Source organism: Microbacterium sp. Leaf159, from assembly GCF_001423615.1.
GTDB lineage: Bacteria > Actinomycetota > Actinomycetes > Actinomycetales > Microbacteriaceae > Microbacterium.
The window spans coordinates 1-21629 of record NZ_LMOU01000002.1 but is presented as its reverse complement, the minus strand read 5'-3'; the positions used below and the strand labels follow the sequence as shown (position 1 = coordinate 21629).

Genomic DNA, 21629 nt, shown 5'->3' with positions numbered 1-21629 from the left:
TGTCTCGTGTCTGAGTCTCCCGAAATCACCCCGGAAGCAGTCGAGGCCGCTGTCGCAGCGGCGCTCGAAGCGATCGCCGCAGCCGCCGATACGGCCGAGCTGAAGGCCGCCCGTGCCGCTCACGTCGCAGAAGGATCGCCTCTGGCGGTGCTGAACGCGTCGATGCGCCAGGTGGCTCCCGAGAACAAGGCCGCGTTCGGCAAGCTCGTCGGCCAGGGCCGCGGCCAGGTCACCCAGGCGCTCGCCGCCAAAGAGGCCGAGCTCGCGACCGCGGAGGTTGCCGCCCGCCTCGAGTCCGAGCGCGTCGACATCACCGCGGTGCCCTCGCGCACGCGCGTCGGCGCACGGCATCCGCTGACGCTGCTGAGCGAGCAGATCTCCGACATCTTCGTCGGCATGGGGTGGGAGATCGCGGAGGGACCCGAACTCGAGCACGAGTGGTTCAACTTCGACGCCCTGAACTTCGACGTCGATCACCCCGCCCGCCAGGAGCAGGACACCTTCTACGTCGACCCGCCGTCGCGCCACCTCGTGATGCGCACGCACACGAGCCCCGTGCAGGTGCGCTCGATGCTCGACCGCGACGTGCCCATCTACGTGCTGTGCCCCGGTCGCGTGTACCGCACCGACGAGTTCGACGCGACGCACCTCCCCGTCTTCACGCAGTTCGAGGGGCTCGTCGTCGACAAGGGCATCTCGATGGCGCACCTCAAGGGCACGCTCGACCATGTCGCGCGCCAGCTCTTCGGTCCCGAAGCCAAGACGCGCTTCCGCACGAACTTCTTCCCCTTCACAGAGCCGTCCGCCGAGCTCGACCTGTGGCACCCGACCTTCAAGGGCGGCGCTCGATGGATCGAGTGGGGCGGCTGCGGAATGATCAACCCGAACGTCCTGCGGGCGGCCGGGATCGATCCCGATGTCTACAGCGGCTTCGCATTCGGGATGGGCGTCGAACGCGGACTGATGTTCCGCAGCGATGTGCAGGACATGAGGGACATGGCAGAGGGCGATGTCCGATTCAGCGAGCAGTACGGGATGGTGGTGTGATGCGCGTCCCGCTTTCGTGGCTGCGTGAGTACGTCGATCTGGCAGCGGATGCGACGCCCGAAGACGTTCTGGCGGCGATGGTCACCGTCGGCTTCGAAGAGGAGGACGTGCACCGGTTCGAGATCTCGGGTCCCGTCGTCGTCGGACAGGTCGTCTCCCTCGAGGGGAAGCCCCAGTCGAACGGCAAGACGATCAACTGGTGCCAGGTCGATGTCGGAGAGGCGAACGGCGGCATCCGCGGAATCGTCTGCGGTGCGCACAACTTCGTCGCCGGCGACAAGGTCGTCGTGACCCTGCCGGGCGCCGTGCTGCCCGGTCCGTTCCCGATCGCCGCGCGCAAGACCTACGGTCATGTGTCCGACGGCATGATCGCGTCGGCGCGCGAGCTGGGTCTCGGCGACGAGCACAACGGCATCCTCGTGCTCGCCGACCTCGGCATCGACGCACCGGTCGGCACCGATGCCATCGCCCTGCTCGGGCTCGATGATGTCGCGGTCGAGATCAACGTCACCCCTGACCGCGGATACGCGTTCTCGCTCCGAGGTGTCGCCCGCGAGTACTCGCACGCCACCGGAGCGGCCTTCCGCGACCCGGCCGAGCGCGACTTCGCCGAGCTCCAGCCCGGTACCGGCCACACGGCGATCGTCGACGACGCCGCTCCCATCCGCGGACGCGCCGGTGCGAGCGAGTTCGTCACTCGGGTGGTCCGCGACGTCGACCCGTCGCGGCCGACCCCGCCGTGGATGATCGCCCGGCTCTCGCTCGCGGGCATGCGCTCACTCGGCATCCTGATCGACATCACCAACTACGTGATGCTCGAGCTCGGCCAGCCGCTGCACGGTTACGACCTCGACAAGCTCGCGGGGGGGATCACGGTGCGCCGTGCGACCGCAGGCGAGAAGATGACGACCCTCGACGGCCAGGAGCGCACGCTCCACGCCGAGGATCTGCTCATCACGGATGAGTCGGGCCCGATCGGCCTCGCCGGAGTCATGGGCGGCGGCACCACCGAGATGAGCGACACCACCCACAACGTGCTCATCGAGGCGGCGACGTTCGACCCGATCACGATCGCGCGCACCGCGCGTCGACACAAGCTGCCGAGTGAGGCCTCCAAGCGCTTCGAGCGCGGCGTCGATCCGCTCGTGCCGTTCGTCGCTGCTCGTCGCGCTGCCGACCTGATGGTCGAGTTCGCCGGCGGCACGCTCACCGAAGAGGGTGGCGCGCTGTTCGCCGAGGTCTTCGTCGCCGACATCGCCCTGCCGAAGGGATTCGTGCAGGGACTCATCGGCGTCGACTACACCGACGCCGAGATCGAGGGGGCGCTGACGACGATCGGAGGCGACGTCACCGAGACGGATGCCGGCTGGACCGTCATCCCGCCGACCTGGCGTCCCGACCTCACCGACAAGTGGTCGCTCGCCGAAGAGGTCGCCCGCATCCACGGGCTCGACCGGATTCCCTCTGTGCTGCCCACGCCGCCCTCGGGCCGCGGGCTGACCGCCCACCAGCACGGCCGTCGTCGGGTCGCAGACGCACTGGCCGCCGCCGGCTTCGTCGAGACTCCGTCGTTCCCGTTCACGACCGAGGCCGAGAACGACCTGCACGGTTCGGCGTCTGGCGCGCACCTGCCCAGCATCCGGCTCGCGAACGCGCTCGACGGATCCGCTCCGTTCCTGCGTCGCTCGCTCATCCCCGGGCTCCTGCAGACCGCGCATCGCAACATCTCCCGCGGCCTCACCGATCTCGCGCTGTTCGAGACCGGTGTCGTCTTCCTCCCGGAGCCGGGCGTCGAGTACGGCACCGACGAGGTGCCTCCGCTCGGGGCGCGTCCGTCCGATGAGACGCTCGCCGCCCTGAACGCGTCGATCCCGCCGCAGCACCGCCACGTGGCGGTGCTGCTGACCGGCAACGTCGTCGCGCGCCAGCCCGGCCGCGCCGCAGAGCCTGCCGGCCTGTCCGAGGCGCTCGATGCTGCTCGCGTCATCGCCGCGGCAGCGGGCGTCGACCTCGATGTCGTCCAGGGGCAGCGTGCCGCGCTGCACCCCGGACGCACCGGCGTCCTGTCGGTGGGCGACGTCGAGGTCGGGTACGTCGGCGAGCTCCACCCCGACGTCGCCGCCGGCGCCGACCTTCCCGGTCGCGCCACGGTGCTCGAGCTCGACCTCGACGGCATCCTGGCGCTGGCCGAGGCCCGTGCCGTGGCAGCCTCCCTGTCGACGTTCCCCGCAGCCACGCAGGACGTCTCTCTCGTGCTCGGCGTCGACGTGCCGGCGGGCGCTGTCCGTGCTGCGCTGGCGGAAGGTGCCGGTGCGCTGCTCGAGGCGATCCGTCTCGTCGACGACTACCGCGGAGAGGGCCTCTCCGAGGGGGAGAAGAGCCTCACGTTCGCGCTGCGGTTCCGCGCCGACGACCGCACGCTCACGGCTGCCGAGGCCACCGAGGCGAAGCTCGCCGGTGTCGCCGTCGCCTCCGAGCGCTTCGGCGCGACGCTGCGCGACTGACACCGACTGGGCCTGAAACGACCCGCACGCGGACTGCACCCGAGTGGTGCGGTCCGCGTGCGTGCGTTCCCATCGGATGCGATGTTCGCCGCCGAGCCGACCTGAGCCCGGTTGACCACCGGGGTACCGTGTCGTGATGAGCATCCTTCCTCACAGCACCCCCGCGGCGGTGCCGGACGGGGTCCGGGCGATGGGCGAGGGGCCCTTCCTGCAGCCGGGCGATCAGATCGACTGGCACTACCGCAAGCCGGGCTGGCAGCCGGGTGACCCGTCGACCATCACGCCCATGCGCGTCGTGCGCGACGACGAGCGTGGTCTCGTGGCCTGGCTCGCGCCGGGAACTCTCCAGGAGGGGCAGGGGACGCCCGAGGGCGAGCGGATACGAGCGGTCCCGCTGGAGCGTCGCTGGCTCGATCCACGTACCCGGATCGTCGAGGAGTGGTGGGGAAACGGCATCCTGCGCATCGCTCCGGCTGGCGCCGCATGGTCGGTGTGGTTGTTCTGGAGCGACGTGAGCGGTCCGGACTGGCAGTTCGCCGGATGGTACGTGAACCTCGAGAACGCTCATCTGCGCACCGACCGCGACACCTACTCGTCGGATCACATCCTCGACGTCGAGATCGAACAGGACGGCCGCGTGCACCTCAAGGATGAGGACGAGCTGGTCGCCGCGATCGCACAGGGGCGCCTCACGCGCGAGCAGGCCGCGCAGATCGAGCGACACGCCGACGCCGCGATCGAGTCATTCCACGCGGGCGAGTGGCCGTTCGATCCGGAGTGGCGCGAGTGGCGCCCCGACTCCTCGTGGACGATTCCTGAGCTGACCGGGCTGGGTGAGCTGCGCGGCTCGTGAGCACGGCATCCGCCCTGAGCGGAAGACCCTTCCCCTCAGAGACGGATGCTGATGGCATGGGTGCATGACAGACGTACTGATCCTCGGCGGAACGGGCTGGCTGTCGGGCCGGATCGTCCGACGGATGCTGGTGAACGGGGCGACCGTGATGTGCCTCGCACGGGGAGGACGCCCGTCTCCCGAGGGGGCGAGCCTCGTGCTGGCCGACCGGGATGATCCCGCGGCCTACGACGCCGTGGCGGGGCGTGACTGGGACCACGTGATCGATGTCTCATCGAATGCGGCCCACGTCGAGGCTGCGGTGACCGCGCTCGGGGAACGAGCAGCCCGCTGGACGTATGTCTCGTCGATGTCGGTGTACTCCGACGACGCCACGGTGGGAGCCGACGAGACGGCTCCCGTGCATGCAGCGGCGAAGCCGGGTGACGAATACGAGTACGGCGCGCAGAAGGTCGCGGCCGAGAACGCCGTGCGTGCGCTCGGTGAGCGAGCGCTGGTCGTACGCCCCGGGCTGATCGTCGGCGAGGGCGACCCGAGCGATCGCTTCGGATACTGGGCTGCGGCGTTCCTGCGCGCGGTCGACGGTCCCGTTCTGCTGCCGAATGCCGAGGGGCGCAGCGCGCAGGTGATCGACGTCGACGACCTGTCGGAGTTCGTCGCAACGACGCATGCCACCGGCGTGGTCAACGCGATCGGCGACCGGCATCCGCTGGCCGAGGTGCTCGCGACCGTGCGACGGGGTGCCGCACACGGGGGCGACACGGTGACGGCCGATGACGAGTGGCTGGTCGCGAACGGCGTCGGGTACTGGGCGGGGGAGCGCTCGCTGCCTCTCTGGCTGCCCGCCGAGATGACCGGCTTCATGACCCGCACCAACGCCCGGTACCACGCCGCGGGCGGCACCCTCCGACCGCTCGACGAGACCGTCGCGGCCGTCATCGCAGACGAGCAGGAGCGAGGGATCGACCGTGACCGGCGCGCCGGCCTCATGCGGGACGACGAGCTGGAGCTGCTGCAGCGGCGAGGGTGATCTCCGGTCGTCGCTAGACTTCGAGCAGTGACACGGGGTGCCGCATCCGCGGCTGAGAACAGACCCGTCGAACCTGATCTAGTTCGTACTAGCGAAGGGATGTCGCATTGAGCGATCGTCTGCGTCCAGAATCCGAATCGACCCTGGCGGCCTCGGCCGCCGAGCTGCTGACCGCGCTCCGTGAGTCACCACCGCTGACCCACTGCATCACCAACACCGTCGTCACGGGCTTCACGGCCAACGTGCTGCTGGCTCTCGGGGCAGCACCCGCGATGGTCGACATCGTCGACGAGGCGGGTCTCTTCGCGGGCGTCGCGTCCGGAGTGCTCATCAACCTCGGGACTCCGACCCCCGAGCAGCGGGCCGCGAGTCTCGAAGCCGTCGCCGGTGCCGCCGCCGCGGGCACTCCCTGGGTGCTCGATCCGGTCGCGATAGGTTCGCTGCCGGTGCGCACGGCGCTCGCGCACGAACTCGTCGCCTCGCGCCCCACGGCGATCCGCGGGAACGCCTCCGAGATCCTCGCACTCGCAGGGCTCACCGCCGGAGGGCGCGGGGTCGATGCCACCGACACCACGGATGCCGCGTCCGATGCCGCCCTCGCACTCGCCTCCCGTCACGGCTCGGTCGTCGCCGTCTCGGGCCCAGTCGATCTGATCACCGACGGCCGGCGCGTCGTGCGGATCGCGAACGGCGACGAGCTGCTCACCAGAGTCACCGGTGGCGGGTGCGCACTGGGCGCCGTGATGGCAGCCTTCCTCGGGACCGCCCGCAGGGCCGGGACCGATCCGTTGACCGCCGTCTCGTCGGCGAGCCTGGTGTACACGATCGCCGCAGAGCGCGCCGCCGCACGGGCATCCGGTCCCGGCAGCTTCGCGGTCGAGCTCCTCGACGCGCTCGCCGCGGTGGGGCCGCAGGACATCGCCGCTGCGGCACGCGTCGAGGAGCGTGCGCTGTGATCGCGGACCTCTCGCTGTACCTGGTCACCGACCCGGATCTCTGCGGGGAACGCGGTGTCGTCGAGACCGTCCGCCGTGCCGTCGACGGAGGAGTGCGGATCGTGCAGCTGCGCGACAAGACGGCGACGGATGCCGAGACCACGGCGCAGCTCGTCGAGCTCTCCCGCGTGATCGAGGGGCGAGCACTGCTGGTCGTGAACGACCGCCTGGACGCTGCCCTCGCCGCGCGTGAGCAGGGCGCGCGGGTCGACGGCGTGCATCTCGGGCAGGGGGATGCGTCGGTGCTGCGTGCGCGAGAAGCTCTGGGCGCCGAGGCGCTCATCGGCCTCACGGCGAACAGCCGGGAGCACTTCGAGGCGGTGCGCGCGCTGCCGCCCGGCACGGTCGACTACCTGGGCGTCGGCGTCATCCGCCCCACCAGCACCAAGCCCGACCATCCGCCGGCCCTCGGCGTCGCGGGATTCCGAGCTCTCGTCGAGACGACCGTGCTCCCGTGCGTGGCGATCGGAGGCGTGGCGATCGACGACATCGAGCGGCTGCGGACCGCGGGGGCGGCCGGCCTCGCCGTGGTCTCGGCGCTGTGCGCGGCTGCCGATCCGGCCGAGACCGCAGCGACGTTCGTGCGTCGTTGGCGCGCGGCCGGCACGCCGCGTGTGCTCAGCATCGCCGGGAGCGACCCGTCCGGTGGAGCGGGGATCCAGGCCGATCTCAAGTCGATCGCCGCGAACGGCGGCTACGGCATGGCGGCGCTCACCGCGCTGACCGCCCAGAACACCACGGGCGTGCGGGGTGTTCACGTGCCACCCGCGACCTTCCTGCGGGAGCAGCTCGACGCGATCTCCGACGACATCGTCATCGACGCCGTCAAGATCGGGATGCTCGCCAACGCCGACGTCATCCGCACGGTCGCCGACTGGCTCGATGCCGTTCGGCCGCCCATCGTCGTGCTCGATCCGGTCATGGTCGCCACCAGCGGCGACAGGCTGCTCGATCAGGATGCCGAGGCGGCACTTCGAGAGCTGCTCCGGCGTGCGCACGTCGTGACCCCCAACCTCGGCGAGCTCGCCGTGCTGGCCGGGCGGGCGACCTCGGGATGGGACGACGCGCTCGCCGCAGCAGAGGATCTGTCGACGGCGATCGGGGCGGCGGTGCTCGTCAAGGGCGGGCACCTCGATGGGGACGATGTCCCCGATGCGCTCGTGGACGTCGGAGAGGGAGTGCGGCGCGAGTACCAGGGCACTCGGATCCGCACCGCGAACACCCACGGCACGGGGTGCTCGCTCTCCTCTGCGCTGGCCACTCGCCTGGCTCGCGGCGAGACGGCCGTCGATGCCGTCGCCTCGACCCGGGCGTGGCTGCGCGAGGCGCTGCGCGAGAGCGAGACGCTGCGCGTCGGGCGCGGTCACGGCCCGGTCAGCCATTTCGCGGGGCTGTGGGAGCGCGGCGGGCTCGAGACGCGACCGACGCCGGAGCAGATCCGGGCCGCGTGGTGGGCGCGCACAGCCGACGTGAGGGCGGGGATCGACGAACTCCCCTTCATCCGCGGACTGGCCGACGGCACTCTCGCTCGGGAGCCGTTCCTGTTCTACCTCGCGCAGGACGCGCTGTACCTCCGCGAGTACGCCCGCGTGCTCGCCGAAGCCTCACGCCTCGCTCCCACTCCGCACGAGCAGGCGTTCTGGGCGCGCTCCGCCGAGGGCGCGATCATCGGCGAGCTCGAGCTGCACGCATCGTGGCTGACTCCGGGTGAGGGAGTGGAGGCGGCGATGTTCTCGGTCGCTCCCGCTCCGGCGACCGTCGCGTACCTCGACCACCTGCGCTCCGTGGCGTTCGGCGGCGACTACGCCGAGCTCGTCGCCGCGGTGCTGCCGTGCTTCTGGCTCTACACCGACCTCGGCCAGCGTCTGCACGCGGGGGAGTTCGGCGAATATGCGCGGGATCCCCGGCATCCGTACGTCTCCTGGCTCGCGACCTACGCGGACCCGGCGTTCGAGGACGCCACGGACCAGGCGATCGCCTTGGTCTCGGCCGCAGCGGCGACCGCCGCCCCGGCCACGCGGGATCGGATGCTTCGCGCCTTCGAGGTGTCGAGCGCCCACGAGCTCGCCTTCTTCGCCGCACCGTTCGCCTCTGCCGCCTCTGCGTGACGGAGCGGATTTGCGCATGCCGCGACGAGCGCGCTATCGTCGCGGCATGCCTTCGGCCGCCACCGCAACCCTGACGCTCGCTCCGAGCGTCATCGCCGTGCGCCGACGCCGCAGCGGCCGCCGACTCTAGGCGACCCTGCGCTTCTGCCTGCTCACGCACGGCGGTCGAGTGCCGGTGTCGCCGCCCCGGTTCCCGACACTGCGCCCCGAGTTCGACGCGGGGCATGACCGTTAAGGTAGAAGCATGACGTACTCCGTCGCCGTCTCCGGCGCATCCGGCTATGCGGGCGGCGAGATCCTGCGCCTCCTCGCGTCGCATCCCGACATCGAGATCCGCACCGTCACGGCGCACTCGAATGCAGGCCAACCGCTGGTGCAGCATCAGCCGCATCTGCGTTCTCTCGCCCACCTCACGCTGCAGGACACGACCCCCGAGATCCTCTCAGGGCACGACATCGTCTTCCTCGCCCTCCCGCACGGTCAGTCCGGCCAGTACACCGATGCGCTCGGGGACACGCCCCTCGTGATCGACGCGGGAGCCGACCATCGACTCACCTCGCAGGATTCGTGGGACGCGTTCTACGGGGGCGACTTCCACGAGCCCTGGGCGTACGGCGTGCCCGAGCTGCCGGTCGGCGGCGTCAAGCAGCGGGAGACACTGCGCGGCGCGACGCGGATCGCTGCCCCCGGCTGCAACGCCTCGACCGTGAGCCTCAGCCTGGCACCGGGAGTCGCGGCCGGTGTGATCGATGCCAGTGACATCGTCTCGGTGCTCGCGGTCGGTCCTTCGGGGGCGGGCAAGAGCCTCAAGACGAACCTGCTCGCCGGCGAGATCCTGGGCAGCGCCAACCCCTATGCGGTCGGCGGCACCCATCGGCACATCCCCGAGATCCGCCAGGCGCTCGCCGCGGCGTCCGGGACCGCACCCGACCGCATCCGCATCTCCTTCACGCCGGTGCTCGTGCCGATGTCACGGGGGATCCTCGCCACATCGACGGCTCCCATCGTCGGCGGCGTCAGCGATGCCGAGATCCGGGCCGCGTGGGAGGACGCATACGGTGACGAGACCTTCGTGCAGCTCCTGCCGGCCGGTCAGTTCCCGCGCACGGCCGATGTCCTCGGTGCGAACACCGCCCTGATCGGTCTCGCGATCGATCGCGCGGCGAACAGGGTGACCGTGGTGACCGCGGTCGACAACCTCGTCAAGGGCACCGCAGGCGCTGCCATCCAGTCCATGAACCTCGCGCTGGGGCTTCCCGAGTCCCGCGCCCTCTCAGTGAACGGAGTCGCGCCGTGAGCGTCACCGCCCCCGCAGGATTCGAAGCGGCAGGAGTCACCGCCGGCCTCAAGTCGACCGGCAAGCCCGACGTCGCCGTGGTCGTCAACCGCGGCCCCCGCAAGGTCGGTGCCGCCGTCTTCACGAGCAATCGCGCCAAAGCCAACCCGATCATCTGGTCGCAGCAGGCAGTCGCCGATCGCGTGGTCGAGGCGGTCGTGCTGAACTCGGGGGGAGCGAACTGCTTCACCGGCAGCTTCGGCTTCCAGACCACGCACCAGACCGCCGAGAAGGCCGCCGAGCTCCTCGGCGTCAGCGCCGGCGACGTGCTCGTCTGCTCGACCGGTCTCATCGGCGTCGGCGACGAGGTCTTCCGTGCCAAGGTGCTCTCCGGCACAGAGCAGGCGATCGCCACGCTGTCGACCGACGGCGGAGATATCGCGGCTGAGGCGATCATGACCACCGACAGCGTCGCGAAGACCGCAGTGGTCACTCGCGACGGCTGGACGATCGGAGGCATGGCGAAGGGCGCGGGCATGCTCGCGCCGGGGCTCGCGACGATGCTCGTCGTCATCACGACGGATGCCGTGCTCGAGCCGCTCCAGGCCGATGCCGCGCTGCGTGCCGCGACCGGAACCACGTTCGACCGCCTCGACTCCGACGGCTGCATGTCGACGAACGACCAGGTCACGCTGCTCGCGAACGGCGCATCCGGCGTCACTCCCGACCTCGACGACTTCTCGGCGGCGCTCTCCGAGCTCTGCCAGCAGCTCGCGGTCAAGCTTCAGGGAGATGCCGAGGGCGCGAGCCACGACATCACCATCGAGGTGCAGCACGCTGTCTCCGAGGGTGAGGCGGTCGAGGTCGGACGCTCGGTCGCGCGGAACAACCTCTTCAAGGCGGCGATCTTCGGCAACGACCCCAACTGGGGCCGGGTGCTCGCCGCGATCGGCACCACGAGCGCGCAGTTCGACCCGTATGACGTCGACGTCTGGATGAACGGCGTGCGCGTGTGCAGCGAGGGCGGCCCTGATCGCCCGCGTGAAGAGGTCGACCTGACCCCGCGAGCCACGCACCTCGTGATCGACCTCAAGGTGGGCGACGCGACCGCGACGATCCTCACCAACGACCTCACCCACGACTACGTGCACGAGAACAGCGCCTACGCCTCATGACCGACATCCAGGACACCACGCCAGACGTCGCCGCGGTCAAGGCCGCGACACTCATCGAGTCGCTTCCGTGGCTGAAGAAGTTCCGCGACCAGATCGTCGTGGTCAAGTACGGCGGCAACGCCATGGTCTCGGACGAGCTGCAGGAGGCCTTCGCACAGGACATCGCCTACCTGCGCTACGTGGGTGTGCTGCCGGTCGTCGTGCACGGCGGTGGGCCGCAGATCTCCGACATGCTCCAACGCCTCGAGATCCCGAGCGAGTTCAAGGGCGGCTACCGCGTCACCAACACCGAGGCCATCAGCGTCGTGCGCATGGTGCTCACCGGTCAGGTCAACCCGCAGCTGGTCTCCAAGATCAACTCGCACGGTCCGATCGCGACCGGGCTCAGCGGTGAGGACGCAGGGCTCTTCGGCGGACGCCGCCGAGGCGTGGTCATCGACGGCGAGGAGATCGACCTCGGACGCGTCGGCGACGTCGTCGAGGTGGACCCGACGCCCGTGCTCGACCATCTGGCGGCCGGCCGCGTGCCGGTGGTGTCCAGCATCGCGCCCGACCTCGATCACCCGGGTCAGTCCCTCAACGTGAACGCGGATGCCGCGGCAGCGGCCCTCGCCGTGGCGCTCAACGCGCGCAAGCTCGTCATCCTCACGGATGTGCCGGGGCTCTACGCCGATTGGCCCAACCGCGACTCGCTCGTCTCGCACCTCACCTCGGAGGCGCTCATCGAGATGCTGCCGACACTCGAATCCGGCATGATCCCGAAGATGAAGGCCTGCCTGGATGCGATCCAAGGGGGCGTCGACGCCGCCGCCATCATCGACGGACGCGTGCCGCATTCGGTGCTCGTCGAACTCTTCACCAGCAAGGGAATCGGAACAGAAGTGGTCATGGGAAGCGCAGGGAAGAACGCATGAGCAATTGGCAGGATGACGCAGCGAGCGATCTGGTCCTCAACGCCGGGCCCCGCCTGGCGATGCTCACCCGCGGTGAGGGCTCCTACCTCTGGGACTCCGAGGGCAAGCGACACCTCGACTTCCTCGCCGGCATCGCGGTGACGTCGCTCGGGCACGCGCATCCGGTGTTCGTCGAGGCCGTGTCACGGCAGGCGGCGACTCTCGCGCACGTGTCGAACTACTTCGCGACGCCTTCGCAGCTCGCGCTCGCCGCACGGCTCAAGCGCCTCGCGGGTGCCGGCATCGACGGCCGCGTGTTCTTCTCGAACTCGGGCGCCGAGGCCAACGAGGCGGCCTTCAAGCTCGCCCGTCTGCACGGAGGCACGGAGAAGCCGCGCATCATCGCTCTCGAGAACGGCTTCCACGGACGCACGATGGGCTCGCTCGCGCTGACGGCCAAGGCCGCCATGCGGGCGCCGTTCGAGCCGATGCCCGGCGGCGTCGAGCACATCCCGGCGACGATCGAGGCTCTCGAGGCAGCGATCGACGATCGGGTCGCTGCCGTGATCGTGGAGCCGATCCAGGGTGAAGCCGGTGTCGTCGAGCTGCCGGAGGGCTACCTGCAGGCGGCGCGGTCGCTGACTCTCACGCACGGAGCACTGCTCATCGTCGACGAGATCCAGACGGGGGCTGGGCGCACCGGAGCCTGGTTCGGATTCAGTCACGAGGGCATCACTCCCGACGCCATCACACTCGCGAAGGGCATCGGCGGCGGCTTCCCGATCGGCGCGCTCGTGACCTACGGTGCGGCGAGCTCGCTCTTCACCCCCGGTTCGCACGGCTCGACGTTCGGCGGCAACCCGCTGGCGACGGCCGTGGCCGATGCCGTGCTCACCGAGATCGAGAGCGCGGGTCTCGTCGACAACGCGGCGCGTCGAGGCGAGGAGCTCCGTGAGATCATCACCGGGCTCGACTCGCCCCTCGTCACCGGCATCCGCGGCCGCGGACTCCTCATCGGCGTGGCGCTCAGCGCCCCCGTCGCGAATGACGTGGTCGCCGCCGCTCAGGAGCGCGGGCTCATCGTGAACGCCGCGAACCCCGAGACCGTGCGCATCGCACCGGCGCTCACCATCGGAGACGCCGAGCTCGCCGAGTTCCGCGAGCTCTTCGCCGCATCGCTCGCCGATGTCCAGGCATCCCTCACCGAATCCGGAAAGGCCCTCGCATGACCCGCCACCTTCTGCGTGACGACGATCTGACCCCCGCAGAGCAGGCGGAGATCCTCGATCTCGCCATCGAGCTGAAGAAGGACCGCTGGGCGAACAAGGCGCTCGCGGGTCCCCAGACGGTCGCGGTGATCTTCGACAAGTCCTCGACCCGCACCCGCGTCTCGTTCGCGGTGGGCATCGCCGATCTCGGCGGTTCGCCGCTGATCATCTCGACCGCCAGCAGCCAGCTGGGCGGCAAGGAGACGCCGTCCGACACGGCTCGGGTGCTCGAGCGTCAGGTGGCGGCCATCGTCTGGCGCACCTACGCGCAGGCGGGTCTCGAGGAGATGGCCGCGGGCACCACGGTTCCTGTCGTCAACGCACTCTCCGACGACTTTCACCCGTGCCAGCTGCTCGCCGACCTGCTCACGATCCGTGAGCACAAGGGAGACCTCAAGGGGCTCACCCTGACGTTCTTCGGCGATGGTCAGAGCAACATGGCGCACTCGTACGCGCTGGCTGGCGTCACCGCCGGCATGCATGTGCGCATCGCATCGCCCGCCGACTACGCCCCCCGCGCCGACGTCGTCGAGGCTGCCGATCGCCGTGCGGCCGAGACCGGTGGGTCCATCACTCTCTACACCGACGCGGTGGAGGCGGCGGCCGGTGCGGACGTCGTGGTCACCGACACCTGGGTGTCGATGGGCAAGGAGGAGGAGAAGCTCGCGCGCATCCGCGATCTCGGCGGCTACAAGGTGACGCCCGAGACGATGCAGATCGCCGATTCCGAGGCGATCTTCATCCACTGCCTGCCCGCCGACCGTGGCTACGAGGTCGACTCCGAGGTGATCGACGGCCCGCAGAGCGTCGTCTGGGACGAGGCCGAGAACCGTCTGCACGCGCAGAAGGCGCTGCTCGTCTGGCTGCTCGGCAAGAAGGACGCGTGATGGTCGATTCGAAGAACGAGGGCACCAACGAGGGCGCGCTGTGGGGTGCTCGTTTCGCGAGCGGACCCTCACCCGAGCTCGTCGAGCTCAGCCGCTCGACGCACTTCGACTGGGTGCTCGCACCGTACGACATCGCCGGCTCCCATGCCCACGCGACCGCGCTCGCGGCGGCCGGGTATCTCGAACCCGACGAGGCGGCGCGGATGCACGAGGGACTCGATGCTGTGGCGCGCAAGGTCGCAGACGGCAGCCTGCAGCCTGTTCCCTCCGATGAGGACGTGCACGGTGCTCTCGAGCAGGCGCTCATCGCCGAGCTCGGACCGGAGCTGGGCGGCCGCCTGCGCGCCGGTCGCAGCCGCAACGACCAGATCGCCACGCTCGTGCGGATGTATCTGATCGATCACGCCCGCGTGATCGCCCGCGACCTGCTCCGCGTCATCGACGCGCTCGTCGCCCAGGCTGAGGCGCACCCCGACGCGATCCTCCCCGGACGCACGCACCTGCAGCACGCGCAGCCGGTGCTGCTCGCCCATCACCTGCAGGCGCACGGATGGCCGCTCGTGCGCGAGCTCGAGCGTCTCGTCGACTGGCGTCGTCGTGCCGGTGTCTCGCCGTACGGCGGGGGAGCCCTCGCGGGTTCGACGCTCGGCCTCGACCCGGCTCTCGTCGCGACCGAGCTCGGCCTCGATCGTCCGGCCGAGAACTCGCTCGACGGCACGGCCGCGCGTGACGTGGTGGCCGAGTTCGCCTTCATCACCGCGATGACCGGCGTCGACATCTCGCGTCTGAGCGAGGAGATCATCCTCTGGAACACGCGTGAGTTCGGATTCGTCACTCTGCACGACAGCTACTCGACAGGGTCGAGCATCATGCCGCAGAAGAAGAACCCCGACATCGCAGAGCTGGCTCGCGGCAAGTCCGGGCGCCTGATCGGAAACCTGTCGGGTCTCATGGCCACGCTCAAAGGCCTCCCGCTCGCGTACAACCGTGACCTGCAGGAGGACAAGGAGCCGGTCTTCGACTCCGTGCAGACCCTCGAGGTCGTGCTCCCCGCGTTCGCCGGAATGATCGCGACGCTGCGCTTCGACACCGAGCGGATGGCGGCGCTCGCACCCCAGGGGTTCTCACTGGCGACAGACGTCGCGGAGTGGCTGGTGAAGCGGCGTGTCCCGTTCCGCGATGCGCACGAGATCTCCGGTGCCCTCGTCCGCGCCTGCGAGGAGCAGGGGATCGGCCTCGAGGACGCCTCAGACGAGCTGCTGCTGTCGGTCTCGCCGCACCTGGTCCCGGAGGTCCGTGAGGTACTCACGATCGAGGGGTCGGTGGCATCGCGCACCGGAGCCGGAGGAACGGCACCCGTGCGGGTGGCGGAGCAGCGCGCAGAGCTCGTGGCCCGCGCTCAGGCGGCCGCGCACGCGCTCGGCCTCTAGCCGGCATTCCTCCGGCGAACGACTCGCACCACGGAGAAACGGCCCGCGGGGGCTCTCGATGAGAGCCTCCGCGGGCCGTTCGGTTCTCCGCAGTGTCCGTCGGTGAGACTCAGTGCAGTGCGGCGTCGGCGGCCGAGCGCGTCCAGCGGGTGAAACGCACGACGAGACCGGAACGCGTGGGCCCGGCGAGGAAAGGGCCGGCGGATGCGGCGGCATCGCCGTCGAACGGGGCAACCCGGACGAGGCGCCAGTCGCCGTCATCCGCACGCGCGCGCACGATCACGGCATCCGGCCACCGGCTCACGCGGACGGTGATCTCGCGGCCGTGCCAGTCGTCGACGTACCCGACCGACCAGTCGGAGCGGATGTCGGTGACGACGGCTCCGAGGCCGAGGTGCTCGTCGGCGTATTCGATGCCCGCCTTGATCCAGTGCTCGTCGTCGATACGCACGAAGACGCCGGCCTGGTCGAACTGGCCGTCCCACGGTGCGCGGAAGGTGACGTCCATGGCCTCTCCCACCGCCAGGGGAGCGAGAAGCGCATGCTCGGTGTCGTGCACGAAGCCGTAGGCGGTGTGTCGCCAGGCATCGCNNNNGCGTGGGTCCAGGAGCCTTCGGCCCAGGAGATGATGTCTGATTCAGGCATGTTCCGAGACTATAGCCAAATAGGGCATAAAGGAAAGTTATTCGTGATACGGTTATGACATGGTCATCGCCGTACTCGCCGACATCGTGGGCTCTCGCAAGCTCAACGATCGGTCGGCGGCGCAGCGCATCCTCGACGACACCATCAGGCGGGTGGAGGCTGATCGGCCTCTCGCACACCAGCCTCTGACCCCCACGGTGGGGGACGAGCAGCAGGGCGTCTACCTCGCGCTCGACGATGCGATGGTGTCGCTCCTGATGATCCAGCTCGCCCTTCCCGACGGCATCGCCTTCCGCTTCGGGATCGGCGTCGGCGACGTGCGCGCGGTCGACTCCGTGCACGGCGAGCTCGCCGACGGCCCCGGCTGGTACGCCGCGCGTGCCGCGATCGAGACCGTGCATGCGAGGGAAGGGCGCACCGTGCCGCGCACGCGCACATGGATTGTCGGTGCTCCCGGGCAGGATGAGGTCATGGACAGCGTGATCGCCGCATCGAACGCCTACCTCCTCGTCCGTGACGAGCTGGTCGGCGCGATGAACGAGCGCGAGCGCCGTCTCACCTACGGGCGCCTGATCGGCAGATCTCAGCATGAGCTGGCGGCCGAGGAGGGCATCTCGCAGCCGAGCGTCTCGAAGTCGCTGAGGAGTGCGGGGAGCGCCGCACTGATCGAGGGCGTGGCCGCCTTGAGAGGATCGAACGCATGATCGTCGCAGGATTCCTGCTGCTGGCGGTGGGTGCCGCCGATCTCGTGCGGCAGTTCGCGCCGCGTCGGTGGATCGGCTACCTCGCGGTGGCCGTCATCCTGTTACTCCTCGGCAGCGTGAGCGATGCGCTGCTGCCGATGCTCGCAGGTCTGCTCGTCGGTGTGCTGTGGGTCTGGTGCATGCCGTCGGAGCGACCGGCGCCGCTGGGGTTGTGGCCCGCCGTGCTGCTCGGCGTGCTGAGCATCGGTGCCGTGGTGTGGCTCGGTGCTCGAACGGATGCCGGTCTGATCGGTTCGGTGTGGACCCTGCGTTCGCCCTTCGGCGACGTCCCGTTCGATCTCGCGATACTCACCCTGGGCGCGGCTGTCTTCCTGCTCGAGTCCTCGAACCTCGTGGTGCGCGCCGCGCTCGACGGCGAGCACACCTGGCGGCCCGCCGAGCTGCGGCTCGTCGCGTCCGACACCGGGGTCTCGATCCCTGCTGCCTCCGACGGCGTCGTCGCCGCCGCCGAACAGGGCCATGACTCCTCGGCCGCAGGATCTCCGGTCGAGGACGCGGACGTCGAGAGCGTGATCGCCGGTAGCCCGGTATCGGATCCTCGGGCCGGATTCAAGGGTGGGCGCCTGATCGGACCGCTCGAGCGCATCCTCGTGATGATCCTCACGCTGGCCGCCGCCTACCCGATCCTCGCGGCGATGCTCGCGGCCAAGGGCATCGTGCGATTCCCCGAGATCTCGCGCGACGGAGAGACCGGGGCGCGGGCCGAGTACTTCCTGGTGGGCAGTCTCGTGAGTTGGGTGATCGGGCTGGGCGCGGCGTTCCTGGTGTGGTGGGCCGCCCACAGCTGACAGCAGCGATCCGTCCGTGCGGCGGCGAATGGCGGGCATCCACCGCTGATAGCCTGGAGCGCGTGTCGAATACCGATCTGACGACCGCCCCGCCGGCGATCGACCCCACGTTCGAGAACGTGTGGGACGAACTCCTGTGGCGCGGCCTCGTCCATGTGTCCACTGACCAGGAGGCGCTGCGCGCCCTTCTCGCCGGGGATCCGATCACGTATTACTGCGGTTTCGACCCGACTGCTGCCAGCCTGCACCTCGGCAACCTGGTGCAGCTGCTGACGCTGCGTCGCATCCAGCTCGCCGGGCACAAGCCGCTCGGCCTGGTCGGCGGCTCGACCGGCCTCATCGGCGATCCGCGGCCCACCGCCGAGCGCACGCTCAACACGCGTGAGACCGTCGAGGAGTGGGTCGGGCGCCTGCGGACGCAGGTCGAGCGCTACCTCAGCTTCGAGGGCGACAACGCCGCGCGCATCGTGAACAACCTCGACTGGACGGCGCCTCTGTCGGCGATCGACTTCCTGCGCGAGATCGGCAAGCACTACCGCGTCGGCACGATGCTCAAGAAGGATGCGGTCGCCGCGCGGCTGAATTCGGATGAGGGCATCAGCTACACCGAGTTCAGTTACCAGATCCTGCAGGGCATGGACTTCCTCGAGCTCTACCGCCAGTACGACTGCGTCCTGCAGACCGGCGGTTCGGACCAGTGGGGCAACCTCACCAGCGGCACCGACCTCATCCGTCGGTCCGAGGGGGTCGCCGCGCATGCGATCGGCACGCCGCTGATCACGAACAGCGACGGCACCAAGTTCGGCAAGAGCGAGGGCAATGCGATCTGGCTGGATCCGGAGATGTGCAGCCCGTACCGGATGTACCAGTTCTGGCTCAGCACGGCGGATGCCGACGTCATCGAGCGGCTGAAGGTCTTCACATTCCTGACCCGAGCCGAGATCGAGGACTACGAGGCGCTGGTCGAGTCCGAGCCGTTCCGGCGAGCCGCGCAGAAGCGTCTGGCGCTCGAGGTCGTCGCCACCGTGCACGGCATCGATGCGACGGGCGCGGTGATCGCGGCATCCGAGGCGCTGTTCGGCCAGGGCGACCTGACCGCACTGGATGCCTCGACGCTGCGCACCGCGCTGGAAGAGCTCCCGAACGCCACGGTCGATGCGGGCTCGTCGGTCGTCGACGCGCTCGTCGCGACGGGGCTGGTCTCGAGCCTGTCCGAGGCTCGTCGTGCGATCGGCCAGGGTGGCGTGTCCCTCGACGGCGAACGCGTCGACGACGAGTCGGCCACCGTGCAGGGAGCCCTTCCCGGAGGTGTCTCGGTGCTCCGCCGCGGCAAGAAGACCCTTGCGGGAGTCTTCCTCGCCTGACGATCGACCACTGATCGCGAGACGGCGGTCGCCTGGGCAGTTCTCAGGTGGCCGCCGTCACGCTTCTCGCCAGCCGGATCGACAGGAGACATCGGATGCCGTTCACCCCGAGCCACGCGCTGGTCGCGCTGCCTTTCATCCGCACTCCGCTGGTGCCGGCCGCGATCGCGATCGGCGCGATGACGCCCGATCTTCCGCTCTTCCTGCGCGGTGTCGGCCTCGACTACTCGTTCACGCACACGTTCGGCAACGTGGTGTGGACGGCACTGGTCGCTTTCGTGCTGTTCATGATCTGGCGGGTCGTGCTCCGTCCTGCGGCGGGCGAGCTCGTCCCGCTCCGGCTGGCCGAGCGGATTCCGGCCGAGTGGTCTCAGTCGGGAGTGGAAGCGGCGGGAGCCGCGGTGGGGGTGGGGTCGAAGCGCCCGCTGTACGCGGTGCTGCTCGCCGTCTCACTGATCCTCGGTGTGCTGTCGCACATCCTCTGGGATCTCTTCACGCATGAGGGGCGCTGGGGCGTCGATGCCTTCCCCGCGCTCGATGAGATGTGGGGTCCTCTGACCGGCTACAAGTGGCTCCAGCACGGGTCGAGCGTGATCGGGCTTCTGGTGATCGGGATCTGGGCGGTGCTCCGACTGCGTCGAACCGAACCGCGGGGTGACGTGGTGCGGACGCTGCCGGCGGGAGTCCGGATCTCGTGGTGGCTGTCGCTTCCGGTGGTACTGGTGACGGCCACGGTCATCGGATACCTGGCATACGGTCCGTTCACCGAGGACTTCACGTACCAGCACCTCGCATATCGGATGCTGCCTCCGGCGTGCGCACTGTGGGGTGCGCTGACCCTGGCGCTGTGCCTCGCCCTGCCGCTCTTCCGTCGGCATCACCAGCGCGGCTGATCCGACCCCCACCGATGCGGAGCCGTGAAAGCGAGCCCGGGAAGTGCGGCACGCGCAGTGGTGACCTTCCCTCCGGCGACGTCGAACGTCGTGGAGTGAGCACTGGTGTCGAACTCGCGCACCGGTTCCGGTTCATCGGCGCGTGGCATTCCGAGCAGCTCAGCGGCCACCCGACGCAGTGATGTGCGCACCGTCCAGCTGCCCCCTTCGCGCTGACGCCGCTTCAGCAGCGCGATGACAGCGGCCGCGAGCAGGTAGCCGGCGCTGTGGTCGAGTGCCTGGGCAGGGAGCGCTCCTGGCCGATCGCCGTCGGGCGACTCGATCAGAGAGATACCGGATGCGGCCTGCACCAGGCTGTCGAAGCCGGCGCGATCTGGCTCGTCCATGCCCCAGGCGCTGAGCTGGGCGATCATCAGCCCCGGATGCCGCTCGGTCAGTGCGGATGCGGACAGGCCGAGGCGGTCGAGCGATGACGGCCGGTACCCGAGAACGACGACATCCGCGGCGGCGAGGAGTTCGTGGAAGCGCTCGCTTCTCGCCTCGAGCAGCGTCGTTCGCTTGCCATGGCCGGTGTCGAGGTGCTGCCACTCGGGCTCCGGAAGGTCGGGCGGATCCACTCGGAGCACGTCGGCGCCGAGCAGCGCGAGAGTCCGGGTGCACACGGGGCCTGCGATCACGCGCGTGAGGTCGAGGACGCGGATGCCGCTGAGCGGTGCGCTGTCGCGCTCGAGCGGGATGCGCCGCGAGCGGGATCCGTCCGTATCCCGATGGGTGACATCGAGCAGGGGAGTGGCGCGCCACCGTGCATCGAGGTGAGGATCCTCGGGGAGCACGGGGACGGCGAGGCCACGCTCGGCCGTGATGAGTCCGACCGCCTCGGCATTCGTGCACCTCAGGATGACCGCACGCACCTCGTCGCCGCTCGCGCCGAGATCGAGTCCGAGCCCGGTGAGGAGGCGGTGTGCGTGATGCGGATAGTTGCCATGGGTACGCACCCACCCATCTGTCGAACGCCAGAACCCCGAGTATGCAGACCACACGTCGGGCGCGATCCCGTCGACCGCGAGAACGCGATCGCTTCGGTAGGCGATGGAGATCCTGTCGGGATCCGGGAGCTCGTGAATTCCGGCGGCCAGGCTGATCGCACGCACGCTCGCCCACGCGAGATCCGCGGTGGCCAGACGAGAGGCGAGCGGGACCGGGTGGGGTGGGAGGTAGCCGATGTCAGCCGCAACGTCGGTCATGCCGAGATCGGAGAACACCCGCTCCAGCAGGGTCGCTGAGGGGGAGGGAATCGGGGGCTGGGTCACGCTGCGATCGTACTCGTGACGCCGATCCGCGGCGATAACTGCGCCTGGACTGGGGAAATCCTGAACTGCAGCGCCTGCGACACGCCCGGGGGTGGTGCCCCGATTTGCCAGAACCCCGGAACCCACGTAACTTATTACTTGTTCGCCCCACAGGGAAGCGGAGGAGCCAAGAGCTTCACCCCCCTCAAGCGGAGAATCACCTCCCACTCCACTCACTTGTGAGAACAGACGCCTGCGTCTAGGATGGGAGATCCACCCCTTCTGCGGCTGTCACAGGCTGCGCAGCGGATCCAAGATCTGCACGGCGCGCTGATTTGACAAGCGAGTCAGGGTGGCTAAGATAGAGAAGTTGCCCTTCGGGCCTGGTTGTGATGACTGGGTCGTGGGAGCATCCGATCC

18 protein-coding genes and 1 riboswitch are annotated in these 21629 nt (G+C 69.5%); of the genes, 16 read left to right on the top strand and 2 right to left on the bottom strand.

Annotation, left to right across the window (positions count from 1 at the left end; translation table 11 throughout):
• The first annotated feature begins 6 nt into the window (after positions 1-6).
• The 12 genes from pheS to argH all read left to right on the top strand — a co-directional run bounded on the left by pheS (position 7) and on the right by argH (position 15466).
• Positions 7-1047: a phenylalanine--tRNA ligase subunit alpha gene (gene pheS, locus ASF80_RS13670; RefSeq protein ID WP_056312167.1), complete on the top strand. Its 1041-nt coding sequence runs from the start codon at positions 7-9 to the stop codon at positions 1045-1047.
• Positions 1047-3551: a phenylalanine--tRNA ligase subunit beta gene (gene pheT / locus ASF80_RS13665; protein WP_056312165.1), complete on the top strand. Its 2505-nt coding sequence runs from the start codon at positions 1047-1049 to the stop codon at positions 3549-3551. Before pheS ends, pheT begins: the two co-directional genes overlap by 1 nt.
• A 136-nt stretch (positions 3552-3687) precedes the next feature.
• Positions 3688-4404: a DUF402 domain-containing protein gene (locus tag ASF80_RS13660; protein WP_056312163.1), complete on the top strand. Its 717-nt coding sequence runs from the start codon at positions 3688-3690 to the stop codon at positions 4402-4404.
• A gap of 64 nt (positions 4405-4468) precedes the next feature.
• Entirely contained in the window at positions 4469-5434 is a 966-nt protein-coding gene (locus ASF80_RS13655) for an NAD-dependent epimerase/dehydratase family protein (RefSeq protein ID WP_056312160.1), read from the top strand.
• Between the two features lie 23 nt (positions 5435-5457).
• A riboswitch (TPP riboswitch) is annotated at positions 5458-5551 on the top strand.
• A complete protein-coding gene (gene thiM / locus ASF80_RS13650; protein ID WP_056312159.1) occupies positions 5542-6390 on the top strand; it encodes a hydroxyethylthiazole kinase in 849 nt (282 codons plus the stop codon). Its footprint overlaps the riboswitch before it by 10 nt.
• Complete coding sequence (gene thiD, locus ASF80_RS13645; RefSeq protein WP_056312157.1) at positions 6387-8537, top strand: bifunctional hydroxymethylpyrimidine kinase/phosphomethylpyrimidine kinase; 2151 nt, start codon at positions 6387-6389, stop codon at positions 8535-8537. The genes thiM and thiD overlap by 4 nt, the downstream gene beginning before the upstream one ends.
• Positions 8538-8781: 244 nt before the next feature.
• Positions 8782-9834, top strand: coding sequence for an N-acetyl-gamma-glutamyl-phosphate reductase (gene argC / locus ASF80_RS13640; RefSeq protein WP_056312155.1), 1053 nt, complete (start codon positions 8782-8784; stop codon positions 9832-9834).
• Positions 9831-10988 (top strand): bifunctional glutamate N-acetyltransferase/amino-acid acetyltransferase ArgJ, encoded by a 1158-nt coding sequence (gene argJ, locus ASF80_RS13635; protein WP_056312153.1) that lies wholly within the window; start codon positions 9831-9833, stop codon positions 10986-10988. Before argC ends, argJ begins: the two co-directional genes overlap by 4 nt.
• Positions 10985-11902, top strand: coding sequence for an acetylglutamate kinase (gene argB / locus ASF80_RS13630; protein WP_056312151.1), 918 nt, complete (start codon positions 10985-10987; stop codon positions 11900-11902). Before argJ ends, argB begins: the two co-directional genes overlap by 4 nt.
• Positions 11899-13110, top strand: coding sequence for an acetylornithine transaminase (locus ASF80_RS13625; RefSeq protein WP_056312149.1), 1212 nt, complete (start codon positions 11899-11901; stop codon positions 13108-13110). The genes argB and ASF80_RS13625 overlap by 4 nt, the downstream gene beginning before the upstream one ends.
• Positions 13107-14036: an ornithine carbamoyltransferase gene (gene argF, locus ASF80_RS13620; protein ID WP_056312147.1), complete on the top strand. Its 930-nt coding sequence runs from the start codon at positions 13107-13109 to the stop codon at positions 14034-14036. Before ASF80_RS13625 ends, argF begins: the two co-directional genes overlap by 4 nt.
• Positions 14036-15466, top strand: a complete 1431-nt coding sequence (gene argH, locus ASF80_RS13615; protein WP_056312145.1) for an argininosuccinate lyase — start codon at positions 14036-14038, stop codon at positions 15464-15466. Before argF ends, argH begins: the two co-directional genes overlap by 1 nt.
• 109 nt (positions 15467-15575) lie before the next feature.
• Here the strand turns inward: argH and ASF80_RS13610 are convergent, their stop codons facing one another.
• Positions 15576-16025, bottom strand: a complete 450-nt coding sequence (locus ASF80_RS13610) for a DUF1349 domain-containing protein (RefSeq protein ID WP_414845957.1) — start codon at positions 16023-16025, stop codon at positions 15576-15578.
• A gap of 145 nt (positions 16026-16170) precedes the next feature.
• On the opposite strand from ASF80_RS13610, the gene ASF80_RS13605 reads away from it, so the two are divergent.
• The 4 genes from ASF80_RS13605 to ASF80_RS13590 all read left to right on the top strand — a co-directional run bounded on the left by ASF80_RS13605 (position 16171) and on the right by ASF80_RS13590 (position 19920).
• Positions 16171-16815, top strand: a complete 645-nt coding sequence (locus ASF80_RS13605; protein WP_056312141.1) for a SatD family protein — start codon at positions 16171-16173, stop codon at positions 16813-16815.
• Positions 16812-17663 carry a hypothetical protein gene (locus ASF80_RS13600; protein WP_056312138.1) on the top strand — a complete coding sequence of 284 codons (852 nt, stop codon included), beginning with the start codon at positions 16812-16814 and terminating at the stop codon, positions 17661-17663. The genes ASF80_RS13605 and ASF80_RS13600 overlap by 4 nt, the downstream gene beginning before the upstream one ends.
• Positions 17664-17725: 62 nt before the next feature.
• Positions 17726-19027 (top strand): tyrosine--tRNA ligase, encoded by a 1302-nt coding sequence (tyrS, locus tag ASF80_RS13595; RefSeq protein WP_200934815.1) that lies wholly within the window; start codon positions 17726-17728, stop codon positions 19025-19027.
• Between the two features lie 95 nt (positions 19028-19122).
• Positions 19123-19920 (top strand): DUF4184 family protein, encoded by a 798-nt coding sequence (locus tag ASF80_RS13590; RefSeq protein WP_056312137.1) that lies wholly within the window; start codon positions 19123-19125, stop codon positions 19918-19920.
• Here the strand turns inward: ASF80_RS13590 and ASF80_RS13585 are convergent.
• Positions 19905-21230, bottom strand: coding sequence for a CoA transferase (locus ASF80_RS13585; RefSeq protein ID WP_235560004.1), 1326 nt, complete (start codon positions 21228-21230; stop codon positions 19905-19907). The genes ASF80_RS13590 and ASF80_RS13585 overlap by 16 nt on opposite strands.
• Between the last annotated feature and the right edge of the window lie 399 nt (positions 21231-21629).